The following is a 24,002-nucleotide window of genomic DNA, read 5'->3' as shown; positions in this document are numbered from 1 at the left end:
ACGCATGCTTGGGCCTTGACTTTTTTCACGAGGAATGGAGTGAAGCTATGAAAAACCCATGGATTCGTCCCCTGCAGCTGTGTATTGGCGCCGCCGTGCTTGGCATGGCCGGACTGGCCACTGCCCAGCCCGCCCCTGGCCCCGATGGCATGCCGCCCCCGCCGCCCGCTGCGGAAAAGGCCAAGCCCCATCACCACCACAAAAAGCACGCCGAGCCCAAGGGGCCCGCCAAGCGCGGCTATGACCGCCGCGACCCGGCACAGCACGAGGCTGCAGCCGTCCAGGAGCAATCGCGCCGAGGCGGCGTCCAGTCGGGCGACCACTTCCAGCGCAATGCCGTGGCCCGCTGCGATGTCTTCAAGAACGAAGGCGACCGCCGCTCCTGCGTGGAGCGCGTCAAGGACGGCCAGGTCAGCGGCTCCGTCGAAGGCGGCGGCGTGCTGCGCGAGTACACGGAACAGGTTCCTGTAAGGCAATAACAGCGCTGGCTGTTGTTCACCTGAGAAAACCCGCCGGGCCACGAAGCCGGCGGGTTTTTTTGTGGGCGAATGCAGGCTCCCGCGTCAGCAGCCTGTGGTGTGGTCCCTGCTGCAGGCAGCCGGTCGGTATCGAATCTCGACCGCAGAGACCTGGCTCGCGCCACGCCCCTGTCCACCGGATTTGACCTGGGTCATACAAACCCATTCCATCCGCTGCGCAGCGGTATGCAAGGCCAAAGGCATTTCTATGATGGCGCCGTACTTCCCATATGGAAAAAGGATTCATCCCATGCAAGCCTTCCGGATCGTGGTCATTGGTGCGGGGCAGACCGGCACTCCCTTGCTGCAGCAATTGCTGGACGCGCCCTTCGTGCAGTTGCTTGGGGTGGCCGATCTGGATTTGAACCAGCCCGGCATCGCACTGGCACGCGCGCGCGGCGTGCCGGTCACCACCCGGTTCATGGAACTGGTGGACGCAGCGGTGGACATCATCATCGACGTGACCGGCTCGCTGCAGGTGCGCGAATCGCTGCGCAGCAAGATGGTGGAGACCGGCAACACGCACACGCTGATCATGCATGAGGCGATTGCGCTGCTGATGATGTCGCTGTCGGCCGGCCGGCTGGTGGTCGGCAAGCACAGCGATCTGGAGTATTCCTGAACGCAGGCGGCGGATACGCAGGACAGCTATCCGCCCCATCCTCCCGTGCCCGGCGGATGACGGGCTGCCGCAGCAGACGCTACAGCTACAGCCACTCCTTCATCCACCCCAGCCCCTCGCTGGTAGCGTGCGCCGCCGCGCCGCGCGCGGGGCGGTATTCGCAGCCTATCCAGCCGTCGTAGCCCAGCTGGTCCAGCAGGCGGAATAGGTAGGGGTAGTTGACCTCGCCCACGGCGGGTTCGTGGCGTTCGGGCACGCCTGCGATCTGCACATGCCCCACGCGGCCCGTGGGCAGGTACTGGCGGATCTTCATGGCGAGGTCGCCTTCGACGATCTGGCAGTGGTAGAGGTCCATCTGGACCTGGACATTGGGCTCTGCGATGTCGGCCAGCAGCGCATGGGCCTGGTCCTGGCGGCTCAGGAAGAAGCCGGGCATGTCGCGGCCGTTGATGGGCTCCAGCAGGATGGCGATGCCGTGGGGCGCGGCCAGCCGTGCGGCATGGCGCACGTTGGCGATGTAGGTGGCGCGCAGGATGTCATCGCTGGCGCCTGCAGGCTTGAGCCCGGCCATGACGTGGATGCGCGGGCAGCCCAGGGCCTGGGCGTAGGCCACGGCGCTTTCCATTCCCTGGGCAAATTCCGCCTCGCGCCCGGGGATGCAGGCCAGGCCGCGCTCGCCCGCATTCCAGTCGCCGGGCGGGGCGTTGAACAGCACTTGCTGCAGGCCGTGGTCCTGCAGGCGGCGGGCCAGTTGCTCGGGGGCGAAGTCGTAGGGAAACAGGTATTCGACGGCCTGGAAGCCGTCGCGCGCGGCGGCCTCGAAGCGGTCAAGAAAGTCCAGGTCGTTGTAGAGCATGGACAGGTTGGCGGCGAAACGGGGCATGAAAGCTTTCCTGAAAACGGAGGCTGAGTGTGGCATCAGGCGCTTGCCAGCGCGCCGAAGGCCTTGGTGAAGAAGTCCGTGGTGCCGAAGTTGCCGGACTTGAGCGTGAGGTGCAGGCCCTGCGGCGCCAGGGGCGAGGCGGCATGGCACCAGGGTACGCCAGGGTCGATCTGCGGCCCTATGCGCATCTGCTCGATGCCCAGCGCCTGCACGCAGGCGCCCGAGGTTTCTCCGCCGGCCACGATGAGCTGGCGCACGCCCATCTCGACCAGCCCCCGGGCGATGGCGGCGATGGTCTGTTCGACCAGTGCGCCGGCCTGCCCCACGCCCAGGCGGCCCTGTACGGCCTTGACGGCCGCGGATTCGGCCGTGGAGTAGATCAGCACGGGGCCGCTGGCGATGTGCTGGCGGGCCCAGGCCAGGGCCTTGCCGGCTTCGTCCTCGCCGGCTGCGATGCGCAGGGGCTCCAGCGCCAGGGCAGGGCGCCCCGAGGCGATGAAGTGCGCCACCTGCGCATTGGTGGCCACCGAGCAACTGCCCGAGACGACCGCCTGCAGGCCGGTGGCGGTTGGCAGGGCGGCGGCCTGGGCCGTGGGCTGGATGCCGAAGTTCGCGGGCAGGCCGATGGCCACGCCCGAGCCCGCCGTGACAAGCGGCATGCCGGCCAGGGCCGGGCCCAGGCGCAGCAGGTCGTCGTTGGAGACGGCATCGACCACGGCCATGCCCACGCCCTCGGCCTGGAGTGCGGCGATGCGCGCGCGGATGGCGGCCTCGCCCTGCGCGACGGCCACATGGTCGATCAGCCCCACCTTGCGCCGTGTCTGCGCCTGCAGCACGCGCACCAGGTTGGCATCGGTCATGGGGGTGAGGGGGTGGTTGCGCATGCCGCTGTCGCTGAGCAGCACATCGCCCACGAACAGGTGGCCCTTGAAGACGGTGCGCTGGTTGTCGGGGAAGGCCGGCGTGGCGATGGTGAAGCCACAGCCCAGCGCATCCATCAGCGCATCGGTCACGGGGCCGATGTTGCCCTGCGGCGTGCTGTCGAAGGTGGAGCAGTACTTGAAGTAGATCTGCGGCGCGCGGCCATTGGCGCCCTGGGCCTGCAGCCATTCGAGGGCCTGCAGCGATTGCGCAATGGCGTCGGCCGGCGCGATGGTGCGCGACTTGAGCGCGACCACGACGGCGTCCACGCCCTCGTCCACCGGGCCGGCGGGTACGCCAATGCTTTGCACCACGCGCATGCCTGCGCGCACCAGGTTGTTCGCCAGATCGGTGGCGCCCGTGAAGTCGTCGGCTATGCAGCCCAGAAGAAGGGTCATGGGGATTCCGATGGAGCCTGGGGCAGGGTGATGCCCGGGAAGATCTTGATGACGGCGCTGTCGTCCTCGCGGCCATGGCCGGCGGTGGATGCCTGCATGAACATCTGGTGGGCCGTGGAGGCCAGGGGCAGCGGGAATTTGCTGTGGCGCGCGGTGTCCAGCACCAGGCCCAGGTCCTTGACGAAGATGTCCACGGCCGACAGCGGGGTGTAGTCGCCGGCCAGCACGTGGGCCATGCGGTTCTCGAACATCCAGCTATTGCCGGCGCTGTGGGTGATGACCTCGTAGAGCGCGGCGGCATCGACGCCTTCGCGCAGGCCCAGGGCCATGGCCTCGGCCGCTGCGGCAATGTGCACGCCGGCCAGCAGCTGGTTGATGATCTTGACCTTGCTGCCCGCGCCCGCGCTATCGCCCAGGCGGTAGACCTTGGCGGCCATGGCGTCGAGCACGCCTTCGCAGGCGGCATAGGCCTCGGGGCGGGCGGCCGTCATCATCGTCATCTGCCCGGACGCGGCCTTGGCCGCGCCGCCGGAGATGGGCGCGTCGATGTAGTGCACGCCCTGCGCCTGCAGCCTGGCCTCCAGCGCCACGGACCAGTTGGGGTCCACGGTGGAGCACATGACGAAGACGGAGCCGGGCTGCAGCGCGGGGGCGATGCCGCCTTCGCCGAACAGCACGGCCTCGGTCTGCTGGGCGTTGACCACCACGCTGACGATGATGCGGCAAGCGGCGGCCATGTCGGCCAGCGTGGCGCAGGCCGTGCCACCTTCGGCGGCGAAGGCGACTGCGGCCTCGGGGCGGATGTCGTGGACGTGAACGTGGTGGCCGGCGCGGCGCAGGCTTTGCGCCATGCCGGCGCCCATGGCGCCCAGGCCGATCACGCCGACGCAGCGTGCTGCGGGCTGTGGTGTGGAGGTGCCGTTGCTCATGGCTTGGCCGGTGTCAGGTCATCGGCGATGTAGGCGCGCACGATGGCCGCAAAGTCCTCGTCGCCGCGCAGGCCCAACTGGTTGGCGCGCGTGGTATCCCAGCGGCCGGGCCAGCTGCCGACGATGCGCTCGACCTTGTCGTCGGGCTGCCAGCTCACGCGGTTGGCCACTTCGTCGCCCGCCACTTCGCGCAGCGCGCGCACCATGTCGCCTGCGCTGACGGACACGCCGGGCAGGTTGATGGGGCGGCGGTCGGCGACGGCGCTGGCATCGAGTTCGCAGCCTGCGACCAGGGCCTCGACGGCGCGGCGCGGGGACAGCAGCCACAGGCGCGTGGTGGCACCCACGGGGCAGTTGGCCGCTTCGCCGTTGAGGGGCTCGCGGATGATGCCGCTGGCAAACGACGAGGCGGCCGCATTGGGCCGGCCCGGGCGCACGCTGATCGTGGGCAGGCGCAGCACGCGGCCGTCGACAAAGCCGCGCCGCGTGTAGTCGGCCAGCAGCAGCTCGGCAATGGCTTTTTGCGTGCCGTAGGAGGACTGCGGGTTCAGGGCGGTGCCGTCCAGCACGGTGTCGGGCAGGTCGCCCCCGTAGACGGCCACCGAGCTGGTGAAGACCACGCGCGGCATGTGGCCCACGGCGCGGCAGGTCTCCAGCAGGGCGCGCGAGGCATCGAGGTTGATGCGCATGCCCAGGTCGAAGTCGGCCTCGGCCTGGCCGCTGACCACGGCGGCCAGATGGAAGATCACGGCCGTGTCCTGGTCTATGGCGCCGCGCAGCACCTGCGGGTCGGCAATGTCGCCCACCAGGGAGTGCACGCGCGTGTCGTCAATGGCGTGGGTGGCCACCACGTCGAGGAGGTCGATCTGGTGGATGGGCCAGCGGGTGCCGGCCAGCGTCAGCGCGCCCTGTTCGAGCAGTTTGCGGGCCAGGCGCTGGCCCAGGAATCCGGCGCCGCCGGTGATCAGTACTTTCATGTGTCTTGGGGCTTGGAGCTTGAAGGATGGGAAGAAAGACCGGTCAGCGGTTGACCATCTTTGCGGGGGTGAGCCAGACCGCGATGGCGCCCACCACGAGCACTCCCGCCAGCACGAACATGCCGGCCTGCGTGGACTGGGTCAGGTCCTTGAGGTAGCCGATCATGTAAGGGCTGGCGAAGCCCGCGAGGTTGCCGACCGAGTTGACGATGGCAATGCCCGCCGCCGCCGCCGTGCCCGACAGAAAGGCCGTGGGCAGAGACCAGAACAGCGGCGCGCAGGTCAGCACGCCGGCTGCGGCCAGCGACAGGAAGATCAGGGAAAGAACGGTGTTGTCGGCGAAGAAGGCCGTCATCGCAAAGCCCACGGCGCCCATCAGCGCGGGCACGATCAGGTGCCAGCGGCGCTCGCGGCGCTTGTCGGCGCTGTGGCCCATGAGGTTCATCACCACGATGGCGCACAGGAAGGGGATGGCACTGAGCAGGCCGATGTTCAGCGCGCCCGTGACGCCCGTGGACTTGATCAGCGTGGGCATCCAGAAGGTCAGCCCGTACTGGCCGGCGACAAAGGCGAAGTAGATCAGGCACATCCACCAGACGCGGCGGTCGGCGAAAACGGCCTTGAGCGAATGCTTCTGGGCGCCTGAGTGCTGCTGGTCCAGCTCGATCTCGCGCGCCAGCAGCTGCTTTTCGGAGGCCGTCAGCCACTTGGCGCTGGAGATGCCGTTGTCCAGATAGAAGATGGTCACCACGCCGATCACCAGGGCGGGGATGGCCTCGATCAGGAACATCCACTGCCAGCCGTGCAAGCCATGGTCGCCGTGGAAGGCCTGCATGATCCAGCCCGACAGCGGGTTGCCGAAGATGCCGGCCACGGGAATGGCCGACATGAACAGCGCCACGATCTTGGCGCGCCGGTGGGCCGGATACCAGTAGGTCAGGTACAGGATCACGCCGGGGTAGAAGCCCGCCTCGGCCAGGCCCAGCAGAAAGCGCAGGATGTAGAAGCCCGTGGGCGTTTCCACATACATGAACATGGCCGACAGAATGCCCCAGGTGATCATGATGCGGGCGATCCAGACGCGCGCGCCCAGGCGGTGCATGAGCAGGTTGCTGGGCACCTCGAAGAGGAAGTAGCCGATGAAGAACACGCCTGCGCCCAGGCCGAACACGGTCTCGCTGAAGCCCAGGTCCTGGGACATCTGCAGCTTGGCAAAGCCCACGTTCACGCGGTCCAGGTAGGCGATCACATAGCACAGCATCAGGAACGGCACGAGGCGCCAGAACACCTTGGCGTAGGCGCGCGCCGTCTCCGGAGAGTCGGCTTGGGCAGGGTGGGCCCCGGCCTGGCCGGATGCGATATCCGTTGTCGTCATTTCAAGTCTCCCTTGGGTTCGCCGCTTGATTCGCCGCTTGGTGCGCCGCCTTGCGGCTGCGCGGCTGTGGATGGGCTGGGTGGTGGAATGCGGCCGTGGGCGCCGCGGTGTAAATCAGTAGCGCGCCCCGAAGGTGGTGCGCAGCTCGTCGATGGCGGCCGCGTCCAGGGGCTGCGGCCGGGGATGGGTCATGAGCCAGAGCCTTGCGGTTTCCTCCAGCTCTTCCAGCACATGGCTGGCCTGCTCCACCGAGCGTTCCCAGACCACGGGGCCCAGCCGCTCGAACAAGGCGCCGCGCACCTGGCCGGCCAGCGCGGCCACCTCGGCGGCGGCCTGCGGGTCGCCGGGCCGGCGGTAGCGGATCAGCGGGATGCGGCCCACCTTCATGACCTGGTAGGGGGTGATGGGCGGCAGCACCTCGTCCTCGCGCCAGACGCCGGACAGCGTCAGCGCCACCAGATGCGTGGAATGCGTGTGGATGACGGCACGCGCCTCGCCGTCATTGGCGTAGATGCCCCGATGCAGGACCAGGGTCTTGGAGGGCTTGGCGCCGCTGACCCACTGCCCGCCGGCATCGACCTTGGACAGCTCGGCCGGGTCGAGCCTGCCCAGGCAGGCGTCGGTGGGGGTGATCAGCCAGCCGTCATGCAGGCGCGCGCTGATGTTGCCGGCAGCGCCGACGGTGTAGCCGCGCTGGAAGAGGCTGGCGCCGGTGGCGCAGATCTGCTCGCGGATGCGGGATTCGTCGCTCATGGGTGAACGCCCAGGCAAAGGCCAGGTGTGCGGGGTGCAAAAAGAGGTGTGACTGATATTGTCATCAGGTCATCATACAAATTTTGCGCAAAAACCCAAACAAGGTGGAAACCCTTGGCCATGCGCCAAGGGGTGGTTTCGGAGGTTCAGGGCTTGGCGGCCAGGATGTCGCGGGCCAGGCGTTCGCCGTCCTGCTCCCAGAAGCTGGCGTCGGCGCGGTGGATGCGGTCTATGGCGTTGCCCATGTGCGTGGCGGCGGCCTTGCGCGCGGCCTTGGGGTCGCCGGCCTCGATGGCCAGCACGATGCTGTGGTGCTCGCGTTCCACGGCCTTGCCGAAGTCCTCGCGCCGCGCCTCGTTGGCGCGCGTGATGCGCATTGCACCGCGCAGGAACTGCGACAGGTAGTCCAGCGTGCTGATCAGGAACGGATTGCCCGAAGCCTGGGCAATGGCGCGGTGAAACGCCATGTCCTCCTCCACGCCATCACGGCCCAGCCGCACGGCCTCGGCCAGGGCGCTCTCCGCATCGTGGATGCGCTGCATGTCCTCTTCGCTGCGCCGCCGCGCCGCGAGTTCGGCCACCTCGGCTTCCAGCGCGCGGCGCACCTCGGTGATCTGGATCAGCGCATTCCTGCCGGCCGCCGGCAGGCCTTCGAAGTCCAGTGGCTCTATGCCTGCCGCCTTCACGAACACGCCGCTGCCCTGGCGCGATTCCACCAGGTTGCGCGACTTGAGCTGGGACACCGCCTCGCGCACCACGGTGCGGCTGACCTCGAGCTGCTGCACGAGCTCAGCCTCGGTCGGCAGCTTCTGGCCCGGCTGCAGGTTGCCGGCGCGGATGCGCGCCTCCAGCTGCCGGGCAACCTGGTCCGCAAGCTTGAGACCGGGCTGGATGGCCGAGAAGGAAACCGTCATGGAGGGAGTGGGGGGCTGGGGAGACACGTGTGGCAGCGATTGTCTCAGAACGGTGCGGCCTGTACGGCCTGCTGCGGCAATCGACGCCCAGACCGTCCATGGCGGCAGGAAAGAGACCGATGGTTCTGCCGGAGTTGCGCGGCGCGCCATACTTGCGCCTTTGCAATCCGCCCGCCACGCCCGCCCCGGGCCAAGGCCGCTTCGCCATGTCAACGCCCACCCCGCATTCCGCTGCACCCACAGAACACTCGCACGATGGCGCCAATGCTGCCACTACCGCTATAGCCGCTATTCCCGCCATCGCCTCCCTGGCCGATGCCGCCTTCACCCAGCGCGTGCAGCACGCCATAGACCACAAGACCAAGCCGCTGGGCGCACTGGGGCGGCTGGAGCAGCTGGCGCTGCGCATTGCCTGCATCCTGGGTCAGGACAGGCCGGTGCTTCAGCAGCCGCAGATGCTGGTGTTTGCGGCCGACCATGGGCTGGCTGCGCGCGGCGTGTCGGCCTATCCGGTGGATGTGACCTGGCAGATGGTCGAGAACTTCATGGCCGGCGGCGCCGCCGTCAGCGTGCTGGCGCGCCAGCATGGGCTGGCGCTGAACGTGGTGGACTGCGGCGTGGCACGCGACTTTCCCGCGCGCGAGCAGGACCCCGACGACAAGCTTCCCCAGCCCGGCCAGCCGCGCCTGTGGCGCCGCAAGCTGGGCTACGGCACGCGCGACTGCAGCCAGGGCCCGGCCATGACGGCCACCGAATGCGCCATGGCCCTGCGCAACGGCTCGGCCCTGGTGCGCCAGCTGCCGGGCAATGCGCTGCTGCTGGGCGAGATGGGCATCGGCAATACCTCCAGCGCATCCTTGCTGCTGGCGCGGCTGTGCGGCGAACCGCTGGCCGAGGTCACGGGTGCGGGCACCGGCCTGGATGCGGCCGGGCTGGCGCGCAAGATCGGGGTGCTGCAGGAGGTGCTGCAACTGCACGCCCAGGCCACGCAACCGCTGGACGCGCTGGCGGCCATGGGCGGCTTCGAGGTCGCCACCATGGTGGGCGCCGTGCTGCAGGCCGCCGCCGAGCGCCGTGTCATCGTGGTCGATGGCTTCATCACCACGGCCGCCGTGCTGGTGGCCAGCCGCCTGCAGCCGGCCGTGCTGGAGCGCTGCGTTTTCTCGCACCGCTCGGGCGAGCCCGGCCATGTGCGCATGCTGGCCCACCTGGGTGCCGAGCCGCTGCTGGACTGGCAGCTGCGCCTGGGCGAAGGCTCGGGCGCGGCCCTGGCCTGGCCGCTGCTGGTGTCGGCCTGCGCCATGCTGGGCGAGATGGCCAGCTTTGCGCAGGCCGGTGTGAGCACGCGTTCGGAGGAGGCATAGCCGCTGGAGCCGCGCCGCGGCTAGCGCGGTAACGCAGCTGCCGTCAGCTTGCCCAGCCGCCTGACCAGCGCGCCGAAGCGCGCGGCATCGGTGTTGCCATAGCCGATCACCAGGCCGTTGTCCTGGGGCAGCGGTGCCAGGGCGAAGGACGAGAGGGCGCCCGGGTTCATGCCGGCGCGCCGCGCCTGCTCCACGATGGCACGGTCGGACAGGTCCGGCGGCAGCCGCACCGTCAGGTGCAGGCCACCGTGGCCGCCCAGCACCTCGTGCTCCACGCCCAGTTGCGTGGCCAGCGCTTCGCGCAGGGCTGCCTGGCGCTCTCTGTACAGGCGCCGCATGCGGCCCAGGTGGCGCGAGAACTGGCCGCTTTCCATGAAGTCCGCCATGGCCAGCTGCTCCAGGCGGTGGCCGCCGCGCAGCATCTCCTGCACGGCGGATGCCGCGCTGGTGGCCAGGGCCTGCGGCAGCACCACAAAGCCCAGGCGCAGTGCCGGGAACATGGTCTTGCTGAAGGTGCCCACATAGAGCACGGGCGCGTCCGGCACCTGGCCCTGCATGGCGGCGATGGGCGTGCCCTGGTGGCGGAATTCGCTGTCGTAGTCGTCCTCGATGATCCAGGCCCCCGCGCGGCGCGCGCGCTCCAGCAGGTCCAGCCGGCGCGCCACCGACAGCACGGCGCCCGTGGGATATTGGTGCGACGGCGTGATCTGGATCAGCCGTGGAGGATGGCTGTCCCACAGGCCGGGCGCAATGGCTGCGCCATCCGCATCCACGCGCAGTGTGCTGACGCACAGGTCACCCCCTGCAAAGGCCGACTTGGCGCCCCGGTAGCCGGGCTCCTCCAGCCAGGCATGGTCGCCCGGGTTGGTGAGCAGCTGCACGCACAGGTCCAGCGCACCCTGGGCGCCTTCGGTGACGATGATGCGCGAGGCATCGCAGCGCACGCCGCGCGAGATGCGCAGGTGCTGCGCAATGGCCTGGCGCAGTGCGGGCTCGCCCGCAGGGTCGCCATAGTCCAGCGTGGCGTTGGCGGGAAGGCGCAATGCGCGGTCCTGCGAACGGCGCCAGGCGGGCAGGGGGAATCTGTCCAGGGCGGGCGTGCCCGGCGTCAGGGGCAGGCTGCGGTCGATGGCATGGCGCGTGGGCGCGATGCGGTCCAGGCGCCGTGCCGTGCGGGGTGCGCAGGGGGGCGCGGCGGCCGCCTCGGCGGCTGCCGTGGAATGGGTGGATACAGCCGCCACGCGCGTGCCCTGCCGGTCGGCGACCACATAGCCTTCGGCCGCCAGTTGCTCGTAGGCGATGAGCACGGTGTTGCGCGAGACCCCCAGATCCTCCGACAGCGCGCGCGAGGCCGGCAGGCGGTCGCCGGCCGGCAGGCGGCCCGCCAGGATGGCCTGCTTCAGGCGCTGGATCAGTTGGCGCTGGCGGGGAGCCGCTCCAGGGCCGGATTGCAAGGGACTGGTCAGCAGGTCGGAGGCGTGCATGCAATGGGTGGCGTGGCACCATGAAATAAGAGGGATATGGCGCTTTCAATGATGCCACGCCAGCGCTATCGTGGCCTTGCCAAATGACCTGACCAGGAATCTCCCATGCCCCCCGCACTCAATGCCCACTCCCAACCCGTAGGCCACGACCTTCCCAACTGGACCCCACGCCAGCGCCCGCCGCGCACGCCCATGCAAGGCCGCTACTGCCGGCTGGAGCCGCTGTCCGCCGCGCGCCATGCAGCCGATCTGTTCGATGCCTTCAGCCAGGCGCCGGATGCCAGCGACTGGACCTACATGTCGGTAGGCCCCTTCGCGGATGCCCAGGCCTATCTGCGCTTTGCCGAGGCCGCCCAGGCCGGCGATGACCCGCTGCACCACGCCGTCATCGACCTGGCCACGGGCCGCGCCATCGGCTCGCTGGCGCTGATGCGCGTGGACACGGCCAGCGGCGTGATGGAAGTGGGCTTTGTCTGCTACTCACGCCGGCTCAAGCGCACGCGTGCGGCCACCGAGGCGCAGTTCCTGCTGATGCAGCGCGCCTTCGACGAGCTGGGCTACCGCCGCTACGAGTGGAAGTGCGACAGCCTGAATGCGCCGTCGCGTGCCGCAGCGGCGCGCCTGGGCTTCCAGTTCGAGGGGGTGTTCCGCCAGGCCGTGGTCTACAAGGGCCGCAGCCGCGACACGGCCTGGTTCTCCATCATCGACAGCGAATGGCCGGCGCTGCGCGCGGCCTACCAGCGCTGGCTGGAGCCGGGCAACTTCGATGCGGGCGGCGGGCAGGTTCTTTCGCTGTCCAGCCTGATGGAGCAGGGTGCGCCGCAGGCTCAGGAGACGGCAGGCGCGGCGTAGTAGGCCTGCAGCACCTCGATCAGGGCCTGCGCATGGCGCGGCAGCCGGCCCTGGTCGCGCACGAGGATGCGGCGCTCGCGCACGCTCCAGGCGTCGGTCAGATCGATCAGCGCCAGCCCCATGCTTTCGCGGTTGCGCCGCGCGGCGCTCTCGGGAACGATGCCTATGCCCACGCCGGCGCCGATCATGCGGCACATGGCGTCGAAGCTGGACAGCTGTATGCGCAGCTTCATGGGCTTGCCCAGGCGCTCGGTCACACCTGCCAGAAATGTCTGCAGCGTGCTGCCCTGCTGCATGCCGATGGCGTCCTCGTCCAGCGTCTCGGCAAACGCAATGCGCTTGCGCCGCGCAAAGCGGTGGCCGCGCGGCGTGGCCAGCACCAGCCGGTCGGTGCTGAAGTGGATGGTCTGCAGGCCCAGCGTGTCCACCTGGCCGGCCACGATGCCCAGGTCGGCCCGGCCGTCGAGCACGCCGCGCGCGATCTCGGCGTTGGGCCGCTCCTGCAGGTCCACATTCACGCGCGGGTGGTCGGCAAGAAAGGCGGGCAGGATCTCGGGCAGGAAATCGGTCACGGCCGTGGTGTTGGCAAACACCCGCACATGGCCGCGCAGGCCGGCGCCGTACTCCTGCAGGTCGTGGCGCAGTTGCTCGGACTGCAGCAGCATGCCGCGCGCATGGTGCAGGAAGGCTTCGCCGGCCGGCGTGGGCCGCACGCCGCGCGCCTCCCGGTACAGCAGGGGCATGCCCGCCTGCTCCTCCAGCGCCTTGATGCGCAGGCTGGCTGCGGCCAGGGACAAGTGCTGCCTTTGCGAGGCGCGCGTGAGGCTGCCCAGTTCGGCGGCATGCACGAACAGGCGCAGGTCCGTCAGGTCGAAATGCATGAGGGGCATGAAGGGCGAAGAGGGCATGGGCTGGGTCAAGGCTTTGTCAATTCCGAAGGCCGGGTCAGGAAATGCGCGATTGTGCGCTGGCCCGGCACGGGCAACCATGCGGGCTTGCGACAAGAACAAATGGAGACATGACCATGCCGGATTCTTCCTTTCCCCTGCCGTCGAGCCTTTTGCGCCGCCGAAGCCTGCTGGCCGCTGCACTCGCCTCCCCGCTGCTGGCCCATGCCCAGGCCTGGCCCGCGCGGCCCATCGTGATGATCGTCCCGCAGGCGCCGGGCGGCACCAACGACATCGTGGGCCGGCTGGTGAGCCAGAAGCTGGCCGAGGTACTGGGCGCCAGCGTGGTGGTCGAGAACCGGCCCGGCGCGGGCGGCAACATCGGCACCCAGGCCGTGGCCAAGGCGCCGCGCGACGGGCATACCCTGCTGATGACCATCAGCAGCAGCCAGGCCATCAACCCCGCGCTGTACCGCAAGCCGGGCTTCGATCCGGTGAAGGACTTCCGGCCCATCGGCCTGATCGGCTCCGTGCCCAATGTGCTGCTGGCCCACCCCGGCTTTGCGGCCAAATCCGTGCCCGAGCTGATCGCCATGGCCCGGGGCCGGCCCGACGAGTTCCGCTATGCCTCGGCCGGCAACGGCACGCTCAACCATCTGCTGGGCGAGATGCTCAACAGCATGGCGGGCATCCAGCTGCAGCATGTGCCCTACAAGGGCGTGGCGCCCGCGCTCAACGATGTGCTGGGCGGGCAGGTGCCGCTGCTGTTCGGCAGCCTGCCATCAACGCTGCCCCATATCCAGGCCGGCCGGCTGCGCGCACTGGCCGTGAGCGGCGCGGCGCGCTCGCCGCTGCTGCCCGATGTGCCCACCATTGGCGAGACCGTGCCCGGCTACAACGGCACGCTGTGGGTGGGGCTGTTTGCGCCTGAAGGCGTGCCCGCGCCGGTGCTGGCGCAGTTGCAGGACGGCATGGCCCGCGCGCTGGCGGCCGGCGATCTGCGCGGCAAGCTCGAAGCCTCGGGCGTGGAGCTGGCCGGGCCGGCGGACAGGCCCGTGCCGCCCGCCCAGATGGCGGCCCTGCTGCGCGAGGACATCGCCAAGTGGGCGCGCATCGTCAAGGCGTCCGGCGCATCGCTGGATTGACGCAAGGCCTCAGCCCTGCGGCTCCATGGCCAGCGCGAACAGCTCGCTGCGAAAGTGGATGCCCAGCCGCGCGAAGGCGCGGTTGCGGTAGGTCTTGACGGTGGGCAGGCTCAGGCACAGGTCGCAGGCAATGCCCTCATGCGTCATGCCCTGCAGCAGCCGGGCGCAGACATCGAGTTCGCGCGGCGTCAGGTCGGGCTGTGCCTGCAGCAGGCGCATGCGCAGGGCCGGCAGTGTCTGCCGCTGCCGGGGCTGGCTGGGTGGGGTGGCAGGGGCCGAAGCCAAGGCCGTTACCACGGCGGGCTGCGCCTGCGCCTGCGTCAGCGCGATGTGCTTGTGCGCCAGGGCCAGCAGTACGGGCGCCATGCTCCCGAAGCGGTCGATCTGCGCATCGCCCAGTGCCCTCTGGTGCTGGTGGCGGTAGAAATTGACGGCAAACACACCGCCGTCGTCCTGGTGCTCGACGATGGACACGCGCTCGGCCATGCCGTGCGCGTCGTAGACCAGGGCGCGGTGCTCGCCTTCCACCTCCTGGGCCGTGATGTGGCACAGCGCCGTGCTGCGTGCCGGGCCGGCGTCGCCGTGGTTCCAGGTGCTGTCGCGCAGATAAGGACCCGAGAGATAGGCCCACCAGCAGTCGCGCGTGGTGTCGCGCGCCTCGCTGCTGGCCGACAGGAACAGCTGCGGCCGGCTGCGCGGGCCCGTGCGGTAGACCGACCAGGAGGCGGCGGGCAGCAGCGGGTTCATGGCCTCCAGCACCTGCCGGGCGAAGCCGGGCTCGCCCAGGCTGGCGACCATGTGGCCGATGGCGTGGCTGGGCACGTGGCCGGACGCATGGCCGGACGCATGGGCGCCCAGTGCGCTGGCGTCAGGGGTGTCGGAGGGGGCGGTCCAGTGTCTCAAGGGATGGCAGGGGCGGGCAGGGCGTTGTCATCTTCCGGGATGACGGCCGGCCCGGGCAATGGTGCTTATGCTAGGTCCCGATTCCATCCACCGGAGCCCCAGAACCATGCCAGATGACGTGCCGCAGCTTGCGGCCTTGCCCGATCCGTGCTTTCGCTTCTTCGCCGACCTGAGCGTGCAGGTGGGCCCGCCGCAGGAGGTCGGTGCCACGGCGCACGGCGGGCGCCGACTGATCCCCATCCTGGGCGGCACGGCCCAGGGCGACGGCTGGAGCGCGCGCGTGCTGCCCGGAGGCGCGGATTTCCAGCGCATCGTGCACGGCGGGCTGGCCGAGCTCGATGCGCGCTATGTACTGGAGACCGATGCCGGCGACCTGATCTATGTCTGCAACCAGGCGCTGCGCAGCGGCGACCCAACGCACATGGCAAAGCTGGCGCGCGGCGAGCCTGTGGACCCCGCGCACATCTATTTCCGCTGCGCGCCCCGCATGGAGACGGCCAGCCGTGCGCTGGCCTGGATCAACGAGCGCCTGTTCTTCGGCACCGGCGCGCGCCATCCCGATCGCGTGCAGATGCGCTTTCACGAACTGCTCTGAGCCGCGCCTTTCCCCTCTCGATACCCACAATGCAGGAGACAAGACACATGAAAAACCAGGCATCGAAGTCGCGCCGCACCGCCGTGGCCTGCGCACTTGCCGCCGTGCTGGCCACAGGACTGGCTCCCTGGACCGTGGCCGGCTCCCAGCCGGCCTTCCCGAGCAAGCCTGTGCGCCTGCTCGTCGGCTTTCCTGCGGGAACGGGGCCGGACATCGTGGCGCGCCTGCTCGCGCAGAAACTCTCCGAGCAATGGGGCAACCTGGGCGTGGTCGTGGACAACAAGCCGGGCGCTGGCGGCCTCATCGCCGCCAGTGAGGCGGCACGGGCCGTGCCTGACGGCTACACGCTGATGCTGGGCGAGACCGGCCAGCTCAGCATTGCGCCCAACACCTACCAGCGCCTGCCCTACGATCCGCAAAAGGACTTCGTGCCCGTCAGCCAGGTCGTCACCTCCGACTTCGTGCTGCTGGTCAATCCGCAGAAAGTGCCGGCCCGCAATGTGCCCGATTTCGTGGCCTGGGCGCGCCAGCGCAAGGAGCTGTTCATCGCCACCTTCGGTGCCGGCACGCCCGGCCACTTCGGCGCCTTCATGTTCGGCAATGCCGTGCAGCTCAAGCCCGAGCCCGTGCACTACAAGAACACCAACGATGCCCTGGGCGGCCTGTTCAGCGGCGACGTGCAGGCCGTCTTCGCCACGGCGGCCCTGGCCGCCCCCCAGGTCAAGGCCGGCAAGCTCACGGCCCTGGGCAGCACGGGCGCCACGCGCACCCAGTCCATGCCCGAGCTGCCCACCATCCGGGAGCAGGGCTATCCGTCGCTGGAGTTCAATTCCTGGTTCGGCGTGGTCGCGCCCGCCAAGACACCGCCCGAGATCGTGGCCAGGCTGCAGGCCGACATCGTGCGCGCCCTGCAGCAGCCCGACAGCCGCAGCCGGCTGGAAGAAGCCGGTTTCCGCGTGACGGGCACCACGGGCGACGAACTCGCCCGCATCATGCGCGCCGACACGGTCACCTGGGGCAAGGCCGTGGCGGCCACGGGGTTCAAGGCCGATTGAGGCTCAGCGCTTGCCCGCAGCCGGGGCAGGCGTCTTGGGCGAGTAGTCGCAGTACGACGCCACCACGCACTCCCAGCAGCGTGGCTTGCGGGCCTGGCAGACGTAGCGGCCCAGCAGGATGAGCCAGTGGTGCGAGTCCACGGCATAGACCGGCGGCACGCGCTTCATGAGTTGCATCTCCACCGCCAGCGGCGTCTTGCCCGGCGCCAGGCCCGTGCGGTTGCCCACGCGGAAGATGTGCGTGTCCACGGCCATGGTGGGCTCGCCAAAGGCCACGTTGAGCACCACGTTGGCGGTCTTGCGGCCCACGCCGGGCAGGGCTTCCAGCTCCTCGCGCGTGCGCGGCACCTGGCCGCCGTGGCGCTCGACCAGGATCTGGCAGGTCTGCATCAGGTGTTTGGCCTTGCTGCGGTACAGGCCGATGGTCTTGATGTAGCCCTCCAGCCCTTCAAGTCCCAGGTCCAGGATGGCCTGGGGCGTATTGGCCACGGGAAACAGCTTGCGCGTGGCCTTGTTCACGCCCACGTCCGTGGCCTGGGCCGAGAGCAGCACGGCAGACAGCAGCTCGAACACATTGGTGTATTCCAGCTCGGTCTGGGGCGAGGGATTGGCGGCCTTGAGCGTGGCGAAGAAGGGTTCGATGCTGGTGGTTTTCATTGTGGGGGCGCGTATCCATCGATGTGGCGTGCATTGTCATGCAAGCGCGGGTATTTGAAAGTGCGTAACAGGCTCTAGGAATGTTCTGATTTTTCATGTCTGCCAGGGTCAGATCGTCTGGTTATGCAGATGCGGCGTTGACTGGCCAAGGCCGCATCGCAATAGTCGGCCGGATCGATTTCGCCGACACCAGACATCCAGACATCACGCCACCAGGAGGGGGGCGACCACATGGCCACTCGCAAGATATCCGTTTCTCCCGCGCTCGCATCGTCACAGGCCCTGCTGGGCAATGTGCGGGACCTGATCGAGGCCGCGCGGCTTCGCGTGGCAGCCAACGTCAACAGTGAACTCACCCTGCTGTACTGGCACATCGGCCAGCACATCCATGGCCATGAATCCGAGGTGCGGCAGGCAGGCTGCAGCGATGAGGTCCTGCCGGTGCTGGCCGGGCATCTGGTCCAGGACTATGGCAGCAGCTTCTCGGAGAAGAACCTGTGGCGCATGACGCAGTTCTCCACCGCGTTTCCCGACCAGCCCCTGGTCGTCTCGCCGACCCGGAAATTGAGCTGGGCGCATTTCATCGTGCTGATTGCGATCAAGGACCCAGTGCAGCGCGAGTACTACGCCAGCATGGCGAGCCTCGAGCGCTGGAGCGCACGCACGCTGCGCAGCCGCATTGACTCCCAGCTCTATGAACGCCTGGCGCTGCCCTGCGATGCCGAGGCGCTGATCGCGCAGGAGCCGGTCACGCCGCGCAGCACCGAGCGCATGTCGCCGGCGCTGTTCATGCGCGATCCCTATATCTTCGACTTTCTGGGGCTGCACGATGCCTGGCAGGAGGGCGACCTGCAGGCCGCCATCATCCGCGAGATGGAGGCCTTCCTGCTTCGGTCGGGCACGGGCTTCACCCTGGTGGCGCGACAAATGCACATGCATATGGATGAGCAGGACTTCCACCTCGATCTGCTGTTCTACAACCGCAAGCTGCGGCGGCTGGTGGCGGTGGAGCTGAAGGTGGGCGAATTCACGGCCGAGGACAAGGAGCAGATGGAGCAATACCTGCGCTGGCTGGACCGGCATGAGCATGAGCAGGGCGAGAACACGCCGATGGGCATGGTGCTGTGCACGGGCAACAGCTCCGAGCAGATCGAGCTGCTGGAGCTGGGGCTGCGCGGCGTGCAGATGGCCGAGTACCTGCCCGGCCTGCCTGAGCGCCAGACGCTGGCACAGCGGCTGCGGCAGGCCACGCGCCGAGCGCAGTGGCATTGGGCGCAGCGCCAGCTGGAAGGCGGGCCGGCCTGAGCGCCTGCCGCTGCGCTTGAGACCCGTTCCCCTTCTTCTTCCTTCGTTCCCTTCTCCTCTTCCTCCTACCCAGGCGGCAGCAGTTCCCGCAGGTGCTCCACAAAGGCCCGCACGCCCTTGGACAGGGTGCGTCCGGACAGCGTCTGCAGCTCGATGGCGCGCGCATTCATGCCGCGCTCGCGGATGGGCGCCGCATGCAGCTCGCCTCGTCGCACGCGCTCGCGCATGGTGACCTCTCCGCCCAGCGACAGGCCGCCGCCGTGCAGCACGAAGTGCACCAGGGTCTCGAACTGGCCGCTGACCAGGGCGGGCTCGAACACCAGGCGGCGGTGGCTGCAGGCGATGTCGAACAGCTGGCGCGCGGTGTTGGCGTCCTCGGGCAGGGCAATCGCATGGGGATGCATCTGGGCCAGGGTGATGCTGGCATGCCGGGCCAGCGCATGGTCGGGCCGCATGATGGCGACCACGGGCGAGACCTGGCGGTGCCAGACCTCGATGTCACGTGCCGCCGCGCGGCTGTAGGTCAGGCCCACATCGGCCTCGCCGCCCAGCACGGCCTGGGTCACGGCGGCAGGCGCCTCCACACGCAGGTGGAACTGCATGCCCGGGTACTGTTCGCGGAACAGCGCCATGGCGCGTGGCAGGAACTCGATGGCAAAGCCGCCCGAGCTGCACACGCGCACCACGCCCCGGCGCAGGCCCTGCAGGGCCTCGATGTCGGAGACCACACGGTCGGCCTCCAGCGCACCGCGGCGCGCGTGGGCGGCCAGCAGCTCGCCTGCCGGGCTGGGCGCCATGCCGCGCGGGCGGCGCTCGAACAGCGGCACGCCCAGCATCTCTTCCAGTCCGGCGACCTGGCGGCTCACGGCCGAGGGCGAGACATTGAGCCGCGTGGCGGCTTCGCTGACCGAGCCGCTGCGCACCACTTCGAGAAAGTAGCGCAGGGCCGTGTCCTGTAGGCGGTTGGAAAGCATGGTGGCCTGCTCGTGGTTTGCGAAAAACGCAACGATAAGCCAAGAAAAAGGCGATTGTCGAAATAATTTCGCCTGCTTATGCTGACTTCGTTCTGTCACAAAAACGAGGAAATCCATGGAGTCAAACGCAAGCACCGCAACGCAGCAGCCGGATCTGGCCACCGGGGGTGGTGGCGTCGTGGAGATGTCGGCCGTCGCGCTGTCCAAGGCCATCCAGGGCCGCGATCTGTCCTGCGTGGAGGTGCTGGATGCCTATTGCGCACAGATCGACCGCCTCAACCCCGTGGTCAACGCGCTGGTGTCTCCGCTGGACCGCGACTGGCTGCGCGGCCGCTCCCGCGAGCTGGACACGCTGCTGGCGCGCGGCCAGAGCCTGGGGCCGCTGCACGGCTTTCCCCAGGCACCCAAGGACATCATGCCGGCGGCCGGCATGGTGACGACCAAGGGATCGCCTATCTTCGCGGGCCAGGTCTCGCAGACCGATTGCGTGGTGTTCGAGCGCATGCGCGCAGGCGGTGCGCTGTTTGTGGCGCGCAGCAATTCGCCCGAGTTCGGCCTGGGCGGGCATACCTACAACCCGGTCTACGGGACCACGCGCAATGCCTTCGATCCCTCGCGCTCGGCTGGCGGCAGCAGCGGCGGAGCCGGCGTGGCCGTGGCGCTGCGCATGCTGCCCGTGGCCGATGGCTCGGACATGATGGGCTCGCTGCGCACGCCGGCCGCCTTCAACCATGTCTATGGATTGCGCACCTCGGTGGGCTGCGTGCCGCATGGCCCTTCGGAGGAGGTGTTCTTCCAGCAGTTCAGCGTGGCCGGCCCCATGGCGCGGGACATTCCCGACCTGGCCCTGCTGCTGTCCGTGCAGGCAGGCTTTGATGCGCGCCTGCCGCTGACGCGCCGCAGCGAGCCGCCCAAGGACTGGACCGCGCAGCTGCAGCGCGACTGCAAGGGCCTGCGCATCGGCTGGCTGGGGGACCTGGGCGGGCACCTGCCCACCGAGCCCGGCCTGCTGGAGACCTGCCGCGCGGCGCTGCGGCATTTCAAGACCATCGGCTGCACGGTGGAAGAGGCCGTGCCGGCCTTCGACTTCGAGCGCCTGTGGCGCGCCTGGATCGACCTGCGCAGCTTCAGCGTGGCCGGGGCCAACGCCGCCCTGTACCGCGACCCGGCCACGCATGCCCTGCTCAAGCCCGAGGCCCTCTGGGAAATCGAGCGCGGCCTGGCGCTGCCGGCCATGGCGGTCTATGACGCGGCGCGTGTGCGCTCGGCCTGGTACGAAACCCTGCGCCGCCTGTTCGACAGCTACGACTTTCTGGTGCTGCCCTCCGCCCAGGTCTTCCCGTTCGATGCGGCGCTGGACTGGCCGCATGCCGTGGGCGGCCGCGAGATGGACACCTACCACCGCTGGATGCAGACCGTGGTGCCCGCCACCATGGCCGGCTTGCCGGCCCTGGCCGCGCCCGCAGGCTTCGGGCCGCAAGGGCTGCCTGCCGGGCTGCAGATCATCGGCCCGGCACAGGCCGATCTGGCCGTGCTGCAGATCGGCCATGCCTATGACCAGGCCGGCGGCTTCTCGCGCGTGCGCAGCCCGCTGCTCGAATGAAACCTCTGCATCGAGTTTTCCCAGGTTCCCGTTCCCTCGTCCCCCAGGAGATCCGCGCCATGGCCTTGTCCCGTTCCCGTTTTCTGTCGTGTCTGATGGCCGGTGCCACGGCACTTGCGCTGCCCGCAGCCAAAGCCCAGCCCCAGTCCTACCCGGATCGTCCGATCAAGCTGGTCGTGCCGTTTGCGCCGGGCGGCGCCACCGACATCCTGGGCCGGCTGCTGGCCACTTCGCTGGGTGAACGGCTGGGCCAGCCCGTGGTCGTGGAAAACCGCCCCGGTGCAGGCACGGTGGTGGCGGGCGTGCTGGTGGCCAAGGCGCCGCCCGACGGCTACACGCTGCTGCTGGGCGCCAGCACCACGCTGACGCTCAACCCCGCCATCCGCAACCCGCTGCCCTATGACCCGCTGCGCAGCTTCACGCCGCTGGGGCTGGTGGCCGACATGGGCCTGGTGCTGGTGGCCCATAACGAAACGCCTGCACGCACGCTGCCCGAACTCGTGGCCCTGGCCAAGGCCGACCCCGACAAGCTGTCCTACGGCTCCTTCGGCACGGGATCCTCGGTGCACTTCGGCGGCGAAATGCTCAAGACCGCCACGGGCATGCGCATGGTGCATGTGCCCTTCAATGGCAGCTCGCCCAGCCTCACCGCGCTGATGGGCGGCCAGGTGCAGGTGGCCGTGGACACGGTGGTGGCCACCACGCCGCTGATCAAGGCCGGCAAGATCCGTCCCATCGCAGCGCTGGGCCCGCAGCGCCTGGCCCTGCTGCCCCAGGTGCCCACCGTGGCCGAAAGCGGCTACCCGGGCTTTGCCATGGACACCTGGTTTGCCTTCCTCGCCCCGGCCGGCCTGCCCGCACCCATCCAGAAGAAGCTGGAAAAGGCGCTGGCCGACGCCATGGCCGAGCCGGCCATGAAGAAAAAGCTGGTGGACATCGGCCTGTCGCCCGCATGGGGTCCGGCCAGCGCGCTGCAGGAGCGCATAGAGCGCGAACTGCCGCAAATGCGCGCCGTGGCCGCCAGAGCCGACATCAAGGTGGATTGAACGCAGCTGCCTTCCGGGAGAGAGGGGGAAGGCGCGAATCGACTCAGGGGGCTTCTAATCGTGCAGGAAAGCTGCGGCAGGATTGGCGACAATGCAGGCTTCGCCTTTTCATTGCACCGACAAAGAGACTCCTGCCCATGCAATTCGCCGACCGTCTGAACAACGTAGAAACCTCCGCCATCCGCGAGCTGTTCAAGCTGCTGGGCAAGCCCGGCATCATCAGTTTTGCGGGTGGTTTCCCGGACAGCGCCATGTTCGACGTGGCCGGCATCAGCGCCGCCTCCCAGGCCGCGCTGCAGCAGGAACCCGGCGCCGCGCTGCAGTACGGTGCGACCGAGGGCTACCAGCCGCTGCGCGAGCAGATCGCAGCCTTCATGGCCGCCAAGGGCGTGCGCGAGCTGGCCCCCGAGCAACTGGTGGTGACCACGGGCAGCCAGCAGGCGCTGGACCTGCTGGGCAAGACCATGATCAACCCCGGCGACAAGGTCATCGTGGAAGGCCCGACCTTCCTGGCCACCATCCAGTGCTTCCGCCTGTACGGCGCCGAAGTCATCAGCGCGCCCATCGATGCCGAAGGCGCCCAGGTCGATGCGCTGGAGCAACTCATTGCCGAGCATCGCCCCAAGCTGGTCTACCTGATCCCCACCTTCGGCAACCCCAGCGGCGCCATGCTGAGCCTGGAACGCCGCAAGAAGGTGCTGGAGCTGGCCGTCAAGTACCAGACCCTGGTGGTGGAAGACGATCCCTACGGCGACCTGTATTTTGGCGAAGCGCCTCCGCCCAGCCTGCTGGCGCTGTCCAGCCAGGTGCCCGGCAGCCGCGACTGGCTGGCGCACTGCGGCTCGCTGAGCAAGGTGCTCAGCCCCGGCCTGCGCATTGGCTGGCTGGTGGCCCCGGCCGAGCTGCTGGGCCGCGCCGTGATGTGCAAGCAGTTCAGCGATGCCCACACCAGCACCTTTGCCCAGGCCACGGCCGCGCAGTACCTGAAGTCCGGCGCCATGCCCGCCACGCTGGCCCATGTGCGCGAGGTCTACGCGCGCCGCGCCAAGGCCATGGGCGATGCGCTGCGCGAGCACCTCGGCGATGCCGTGGAATTCCTGCAGCCCCAGGGCGGCCTGTTCCTGTGGGTGCGCCTGACCGGCAAGGGCGGCGCGCTGGCCGATGCCGGTGAGCTGGCCAAGCGGGCCATTGCCCAGGGCGTGGCCTTTGTGCCGGGTGCGCCGTTCTTTGCGCAAAACCCCGATGCCACCAGCTTCCGCCTCTCGTTCGCCACGGCTGACGAGGACAAGATCCGCGAAGGCATTGCCCGCCTGGCCCAGGCGCTCAAGGCATGAGCGTGGCTGACGACGCAGAACATGGCGGCGGGCACGCAGACGCCGATGCCCTGCAGGCGCGCGTGATGGAGCTGGAGATCAAGGCCAGCTACACCGAAGACCTGCTGGAGCAGCTGAACCTGACCATCTACCGCCAGCAGCAGCAGATCGACCGGCTGCTTGACGAGCTGCGCGACCTGCGCCGCCGGGTGCCCGAAGGCGGACCCGCCGGCGGCGCGACCAATCTGCGCGACGAGCTGCCCCCGCACTATTGAGTGCGCAGGGCGGCTGCGTGCGAATGCCCAGGCCAGCCCCTGCCTGGGCATTTCTTCATTCAAGCGGCTTGTTGGCCACGTGCTTCATCTTGCCCAGGAACAGGCGCAGGAAAAAGCCCGCCATGATCAACATGAAGACGATGGCGCCCAGGCTCATCAGGCCGTAGTCGGTGGAAAAAAGATCAATCATCAGCTTCACAAGTCCTCCTGTGGTTTGTTGGTATCGGTGGGGTCCCGATCCAACTATCGCCGTG

25 protein-coding genes are annotated in these 24,002 nt (G+C 68.8%); 12 read left to right on the top strand and 13 right to left on the bottom strand.

The window, feature by feature from the left end:
* Positions 1–47 precede the first annotated feature (47 nt).
* Entirely contained in the window at positions 48–479 is a 432-nt protein-coding gene (locus tag A4F85_RS11155) for a hypothetical protein (protein WP_013803206.1), read from the top strand.
* Positions 480–768: 289 nt separating this feature from the next.
* Positions 769–1,140 carry an oxidoreductase gene (locus tag A4F85_RS11150; protein ID WP_012204656.1) on the top strand — a complete coding sequence of 124 codons (372 nt, stop codon included), beginning with the start codon at positions 769–771 and terminating at the stop codon, positions 1,138–1,140.
* Positions 1,141–1,225: 85 nt separating this feature from the next.
* On the opposite strand, the gene otnI is transcribed toward A4F85_RS11150, so the two are convergent.
* The 7 genes from otnI to A4F85_RS11115 form a co-directional block, all read right to left on the bottom strand.
* A complete protein-coding gene (gene otnI, locus A4F85_RS11145) occupies positions 1,226–2,023 on the bottom strand; it encodes a 2-oxo-tetronate isomerase (protein WP_063326612.1) in 798 nt (265 codons plus the stop codon).
* A gap of 35 nt (positions 2,024–2,058) precedes the next feature.
* The gene (gene otnK / locus A4F85_RS11140) at positions 2,059–3,342 is read right to left on the bottom strand and encodes a 3-oxo-tetronate kinase (protein WP_063326611.1); all 1,284 of its coding nucleotides are present in this window, start codon (positions 3,340–3,342) and stop codon (positions 2,059–2,061) included.
* Positions 3,339–4,271 carry an L-threonate dehydrogenase gene (gene ltnD, locus A4F85_RS11135; protein WP_063326610.1) on the bottom strand — a complete coding sequence of 311 codons (933 nt, stop codon included), beginning with the start codon at positions 4,269–4,271 and terminating at the stop codon, positions 3,339–3,341. Before ltnD ends, otnK begins: the two co-directional genes overlap by 4 nt.
* Positions 4,268–5,248: a D-erythronate dehydrogenase gene (denD, locus tag A4F85_RS11130; protein ID WP_063326609.1), complete on the bottom strand. Its 981-nt coding sequence runs from the start codon at positions 5,246–5,248 to the stop codon at positions 4,268–4,270. The genes ltnD and denD overlap by 4 nt, the downstream gene beginning before the upstream one ends.
* A gap of 43 nt (positions 5,249–5,291) precedes the next feature.
* Complete coding sequence (locus A4F85_RS11125) at positions 5,292–6,623, bottom strand: MFS transporter (protein WP_043819407.1); 1,332 nt, start codon at positions 6,621–6,623, stop codon at positions 5,292–5,294.
* 114 nt (positions 6,624–6,737) lie between these two features.
* A complete protein-coding gene (gene otnC / locus A4F85_RS11120; protein ID WP_063326608.1) occupies positions 6,738–7,376 on the bottom strand; it encodes a 3-oxo-tetronate 4-phosphate decarboxylase in 639 nt (212 codons plus the stop codon).
* A gap of 146 nt (positions 7,377–7,522) precedes the next feature.
* Positions 7,523–8,290: a FadR/GntR family transcriptional regulator gene (locus A4F85_RS11115; protein WP_013803197.1), complete on the bottom strand. Its 768-nt coding sequence runs from the start codon at positions 8,288–8,290 to the stop codon at positions 7,523–7,525.
* Positions 8,291–8,409: 119 nt separating this feature from the next.
* Between A4F85_RS11115 and cobT the strand changes: the two genes are divergently transcribed.
* Positions 8,410–9,654 (top strand): nicotinate-nucleotide--dimethylbenzimidazole phosphoribosyltransferase, encoded by a 1,245-nt coding sequence (cobT, locus tag A4F85_RS11110; RefSeq protein WP_082848187.1) that lies wholly within the window; start codon positions 8,410–8,412, stop codon positions 9,652–9,654.
* A 20-nt stretch (positions 9,655–9,674) separates the two neighbouring features.
* Here cobT and pdxR read toward each other — a convergent pair whose 3' ends face one another.
* A complete protein-coding gene (gene pdxR, locus A4F85_RS11105) occupies positions 9,675–11,138 on the bottom strand; it encodes a MocR-like pyridoxine biosynthesis transcription factor PdxR (protein WP_063326607.1) in 1,464 nt (487 codons plus the stop codon).
* A gap of 105 nt (positions 11,139–11,243) precedes the next feature.
* Between pdxR and A4F85_RS11100 the strand changes: the two genes are divergently transcribed.
* Complete coding sequence (locus A4F85_RS11100; protein ID WP_063326606.1) at positions 11,244–11,990, top strand: GNAT family N-acetyltransferase; 747 nt, start codon at positions 11,244–11,246, stop codon at positions 11,988–11,990.
* Here A4F85_RS11100 and A4F85_RS11095 read toward each other — a convergent pair.
* Positions 11,966–12,871, bottom strand: coding sequence for a LysR family transcriptional regulator (locus A4F85_RS11095; protein WP_026062687.1), 906 nt, complete (start codon positions 12,869–12,871; stop codon positions 11,966–11,968). The genes A4F85_RS11100 and A4F85_RS11095 overlap by 25 nt on opposite strands.
* 143 nt (positions 12,872–13,014) lie before the next feature.
* Here A4F85_RS11095 and A4F85_RS11090 point away from each other — a divergent pair, with 143 nt between their 5' ends.
* A complete protein-coding gene (locus tag A4F85_RS11090) occupies positions 13,015–14,022 on the top strand; it encodes a tripartite tricarboxylate transporter substrate binding protein (protein WP_063327959.1) in 1,008 nt (335 codons plus the stop codon).
* A 9-nt stretch (positions 14,023–14,031) separates the two neighbouring features.
* On the opposite strand, the gene A4F85_RS11085 is transcribed toward A4F85_RS11090, so the two are convergent.
* Positions 14,032–14,925: a helix-turn-helix transcriptional regulator gene (locus A4F85_RS11085; RefSeq protein ID WP_442856597.1), complete on the bottom strand. Its 894-nt coding sequence runs from the start codon at positions 14,923–14,925 to the stop codon at positions 14,032–14,034.
* Between the two features lie 106 nt (positions 14,926–15,031).
* On the opposite strand from A4F85_RS11085, the gene A4F85_RS11080 reads away from it, so the two are divergent.
* Both A4F85_RS11080 and A4F85_RS11075 read left to right on the top strand, forming a co-directional pair.
* Complete coding sequence (locus tag A4F85_RS11080) at positions 15,032–15,520, top strand: DUF3237 domain-containing protein (protein WP_063326605.1); 489 nt, start codon at positions 15,032–15,034, stop codon at positions 15,518–15,520.
* A 47-nt stretch (positions 15,521–15,567) separates the two neighbouring features.
* Entirely contained in the window at positions 15,568–16,575 is a 1,008-nt protein-coding gene (locus A4F85_RS11075) for a Bug family tripartite tricarboxylate transporter substrate binding protein (protein WP_063326604.1), read from the top strand.
* A gap of 3 nt (positions 16,576–16,578) precedes the next feature.
* Here the strand turns inward: A4F85_RS11075 and nth are convergent, their stop codons facing one another.
* The gene (nth, locus tag A4F85_RS11070) at positions 16,579–17,232 is read right to left on the bottom strand and encodes an endonuclease III (protein WP_063326603.1); all 654 of its coding nucleotides are present in this window, start codon (positions 17,230–17,232) and stop codon (positions 16,579–16,581) included.
* A 231-nt stretch (positions 17,233–17,463) separates the two neighbouring features.
* Here nth and A4F85_RS11065 point away from each other — a divergent pair, with 231 nt between their 5' ends.
* Entirely contained in the window at positions 17,464–18,537 is a 1,074-nt protein-coding gene (locus A4F85_RS11065) for a PDDEXK nuclease domain-containing protein (protein ID WP_063326602.1), read from the top strand.
* Positions 18,538–18,602: 65 nt separating this feature from the next.
* Here the strand turns inward: A4F85_RS11065 and A4F85_RS11060 are convergent, their stop codons facing one another.
* Positions 18,603–19,511, bottom strand: coding sequence for a LysR family transcriptional regulator (locus tag A4F85_RS11060; protein ID WP_013803186.1), 909 nt, complete (start codon positions 19,509–19,511; stop codon positions 18,603–18,605).
* A 115-nt stretch (positions 19,512–19,626) separates the two neighbouring features.
* Between A4F85_RS11060 and A4F85_RS11055 the strand changes: the two genes are divergently transcribed.
* The 4 genes from A4F85_RS11055 (at position 19,627) to A4F85_RS11040 (ending at position 23,748) form a co-directional block, all read left to right on the top strand.
* A complete protein-coding gene (locus tag A4F85_RS11055; protein WP_063326601.1) occupies positions 19,627–21,114 on the top strand; it encodes an amidase in 1,488 nt (495 codons plus the stop codon).
* Between the two features lie 59 nt (positions 21,115–21,173).
* Positions 21,174–22,160: a Bug family tripartite tricarboxylate transporter substrate binding protein gene (locus A4F85_RS11050; RefSeq protein ID WP_063326600.1), complete on the top strand. Its 987-nt coding sequence runs from the start codon at positions 21,174–21,176 to the stop codon at positions 22,158–22,160.
* A 137-nt stretch (positions 22,161–22,297) separates the two neighbouring features.
* Positions 22,298–23,494 carry an aminotransferase-like domain-containing protein gene (locus A4F85_RS11045; RefSeq protein WP_012204677.1) on the top strand — a complete coding sequence of 399 codons (1,197 nt, stop codon included), beginning with the start codon at positions 22,298–22,300 and terminating at the stop codon, positions 23,492–23,494.
* On the top strand, positions 23,491–23,748 hold the full coding sequence (locus A4F85_RS11040) for a SlyX family protein (protein ID WP_013803183.1): 258 nt from the start codon (positions 23,491–23,493) through the stop codon (positions 23,746–23,748). The genes A4F85_RS11045 and A4F85_RS11040 overlap by 4 nt, the downstream gene beginning before the upstream one ends.
* 55 nt (positions 23,749–23,803) lie before the next feature.
* Here A4F85_RS11040 and A4F85_RS29585 read toward each other — a convergent pair whose 3' ends face one another.
* The gene (locus A4F85_RS29585) at positions 23,804–23,938 is read right to left on the bottom strand and encodes a DUF3149 domain-containing protein (protein ID WP_012204679.1); all 135 of its coding nucleotides are present in this window, start codon (positions 23,936–23,938) and stop codon (positions 23,804–23,806) included.
* Positions 23,939–24,002: the final 64 nt, after the last annotated feature.

Origin of the sequence: Delftia sp. GW456-R20 (assembly GCF_001622915.1) — a bacterium.
GTDB lineage: Bacteria > Pseudomonadota > Gammaproteobacteria > Burkholderiales > Burkholderiaceae_C > Comamonas > Comamonas acidovorans.
This window is presented reverse-complemented; position numbering and strand designations above follow the sequence as displayed.

Bases quoted from the DNA above. Each gene is read 5' to 3' on its own strand.
- A4F85_RS11040 (WP_013803183.1), top strand. From the start codon at position 23,491: ATGAGCGTGGCTGACGACGCAGAACATGGCGGCGGGCACGCAGACGCC.
- nth (WP_063326603.1), bottom strand. From the start codon at position 17,232: ATGAAAACCACCAGCATCGAACCCTTCTTCGCCACGCTCAAGGCCGCC.
- denD (WP_063326609.1), bottom strand. From the start codon at position 5,248: ATGAAAGTACTGATCACCGGCGGCGCCGGATTCCTGGGCCAGCGCCTG.
- A4F85_RS11075 (WP_063326604.1), top strand. From the start codon at position 15,568: ATGAAAAACCAGGCATCGAAGTCGCGCCGCACCGCCGTGGCCTGCGCA.
- A4F85_RS29585 (WP_012204679.1), bottom strand. From the start codon at position 23,938: ATGATTGATCTTTTTTCCACCGACTACGGCCTGATGAGCCTGGGCGCC.
- A4F85_RS11055 (WP_063326601.1), top strand. From the start codon at position 19,627: ATGGAGTCAAACGCAAGCACCGCAACGCAGCAGCCGGATCTGGCCACC.
- A4F85_RS11150 (WP_012204656.1), top strand. From the start codon at position 769: ATGCAAGCCTTCCGGATCGTGGTCATTGGTGCGGGGCAGACCGGCACT.
- ltnD (WP_063326610.1), bottom strand. From the start codon at position 4,271: ATGAGCAACGGCACCTCCACACCACAGCCCGCAGCACGCTGCGTCGGC.
- A4F85_RS11095 (WP_026062687.1), bottom strand. From the start codon at position 12,871: ATGCATTTCGACCTGACGGACCTGCGCCTGTTCGTGCATGCCGCCGAA.
- otnI (WP_063326612.1), bottom strand. From the start codon at position 2,023: ATGCCCCGTTTCGCCGCCAACCTGTCCATGCTCTACAACGACCTGGAC.
- A4F85_RS11065 (WP_063326602.1), top strand. From the start codon at position 17,464: ATGGCCACTCGCAAGATATCCGTTTCTCCCGCGCTCGCATCGTCACAG.
- otnC (WP_063326608.1), bottom strand. From the start codon at position 7,376: ATGAGCGACGAATCCCGCATCCGCGAGCAGATCTGCGCCACCGGCGCC.
- A4F85_RS11100 (WP_063326606.1), top strand. From the start codon at position 11,244: ATGCCCCCCGCACTCAATGCCCACTCCCAACCCGTAGGCCACGACCTT.
- A4F85_RS11090 (WP_063327959.1), top strand. From the start codon at position 13,015: ATGCCGGATTCTTCCTTTCCCCTGCCGTCGAGCCTTTTGCGCCGCCGA.
- A4F85_RS11080 (WP_063326605.1), top strand. From the start codon at position 15,032: ATGCCAGATGACGTGCCGCAGCTTGCGGCCTTGCCCGATCCGTGCTTT.
- A4F85_RS11060 (WP_013803186.1), bottom strand. From the start codon at position 19,511: ATGCTTTCCAACCGCCTACAGGACACGGCCCTGCGCTACTTTCTCGAA.
- A4F85_RS11155 (WP_013803206.1), top strand. From the start codon at position 48: ATGAAAAACCCATGGATTCGTCCCCTGCAGCTGTGTATTGGCGCCGCC.
- cobT (WP_082848187.1), top strand. From the start codon at position 8,410: ATGGTTCTGCCGGAGTTGCGCGGCGCGCCATACTTGCGCCTTTGCAAT.
- otnK (WP_063326611.1), bottom strand. From the start codon at position 3,342: ATGACCCTTCTTCTGGGCTGCATAGCCGACGACTTCACGGGCGCCACC.
- A4F85_RS11115 (WP_013803197.1), bottom strand. From the start codon at position 8,290: ATGACGGTTTCCTTCTCGGCCATCCAGCCCGGTCTCAAGCTTGCGGAC.
- A4F85_RS11050 (WP_063326600.1), top strand. From the start codon at position 21,174: ATGGCCTTGTCCCGTTCCCGTTTTCTGTCGTGTCTGATGGCCGGTGCC.
- A4F85_RS11125 (WP_043819407.1), bottom strand. From the start codon at position 6,623: ATGACGACAACGGATATCGCATCCGGCCAGGCCGGGGCCCACCCTGCC.
- pdxR (WP_063326607.1), bottom strand. From the start codon at position 11,138: ATGCACGCCTCCGACCTGCTGACCAGTCCCTTGCAATCCGGCCCTGGA.
- A4F85_RS11045 (WP_012204677.1), top strand. From the start codon at position 22,298: ATGCAATTCGCCGACCGTCTGAACAACGTAGAAACCTCCGCCATCCGC.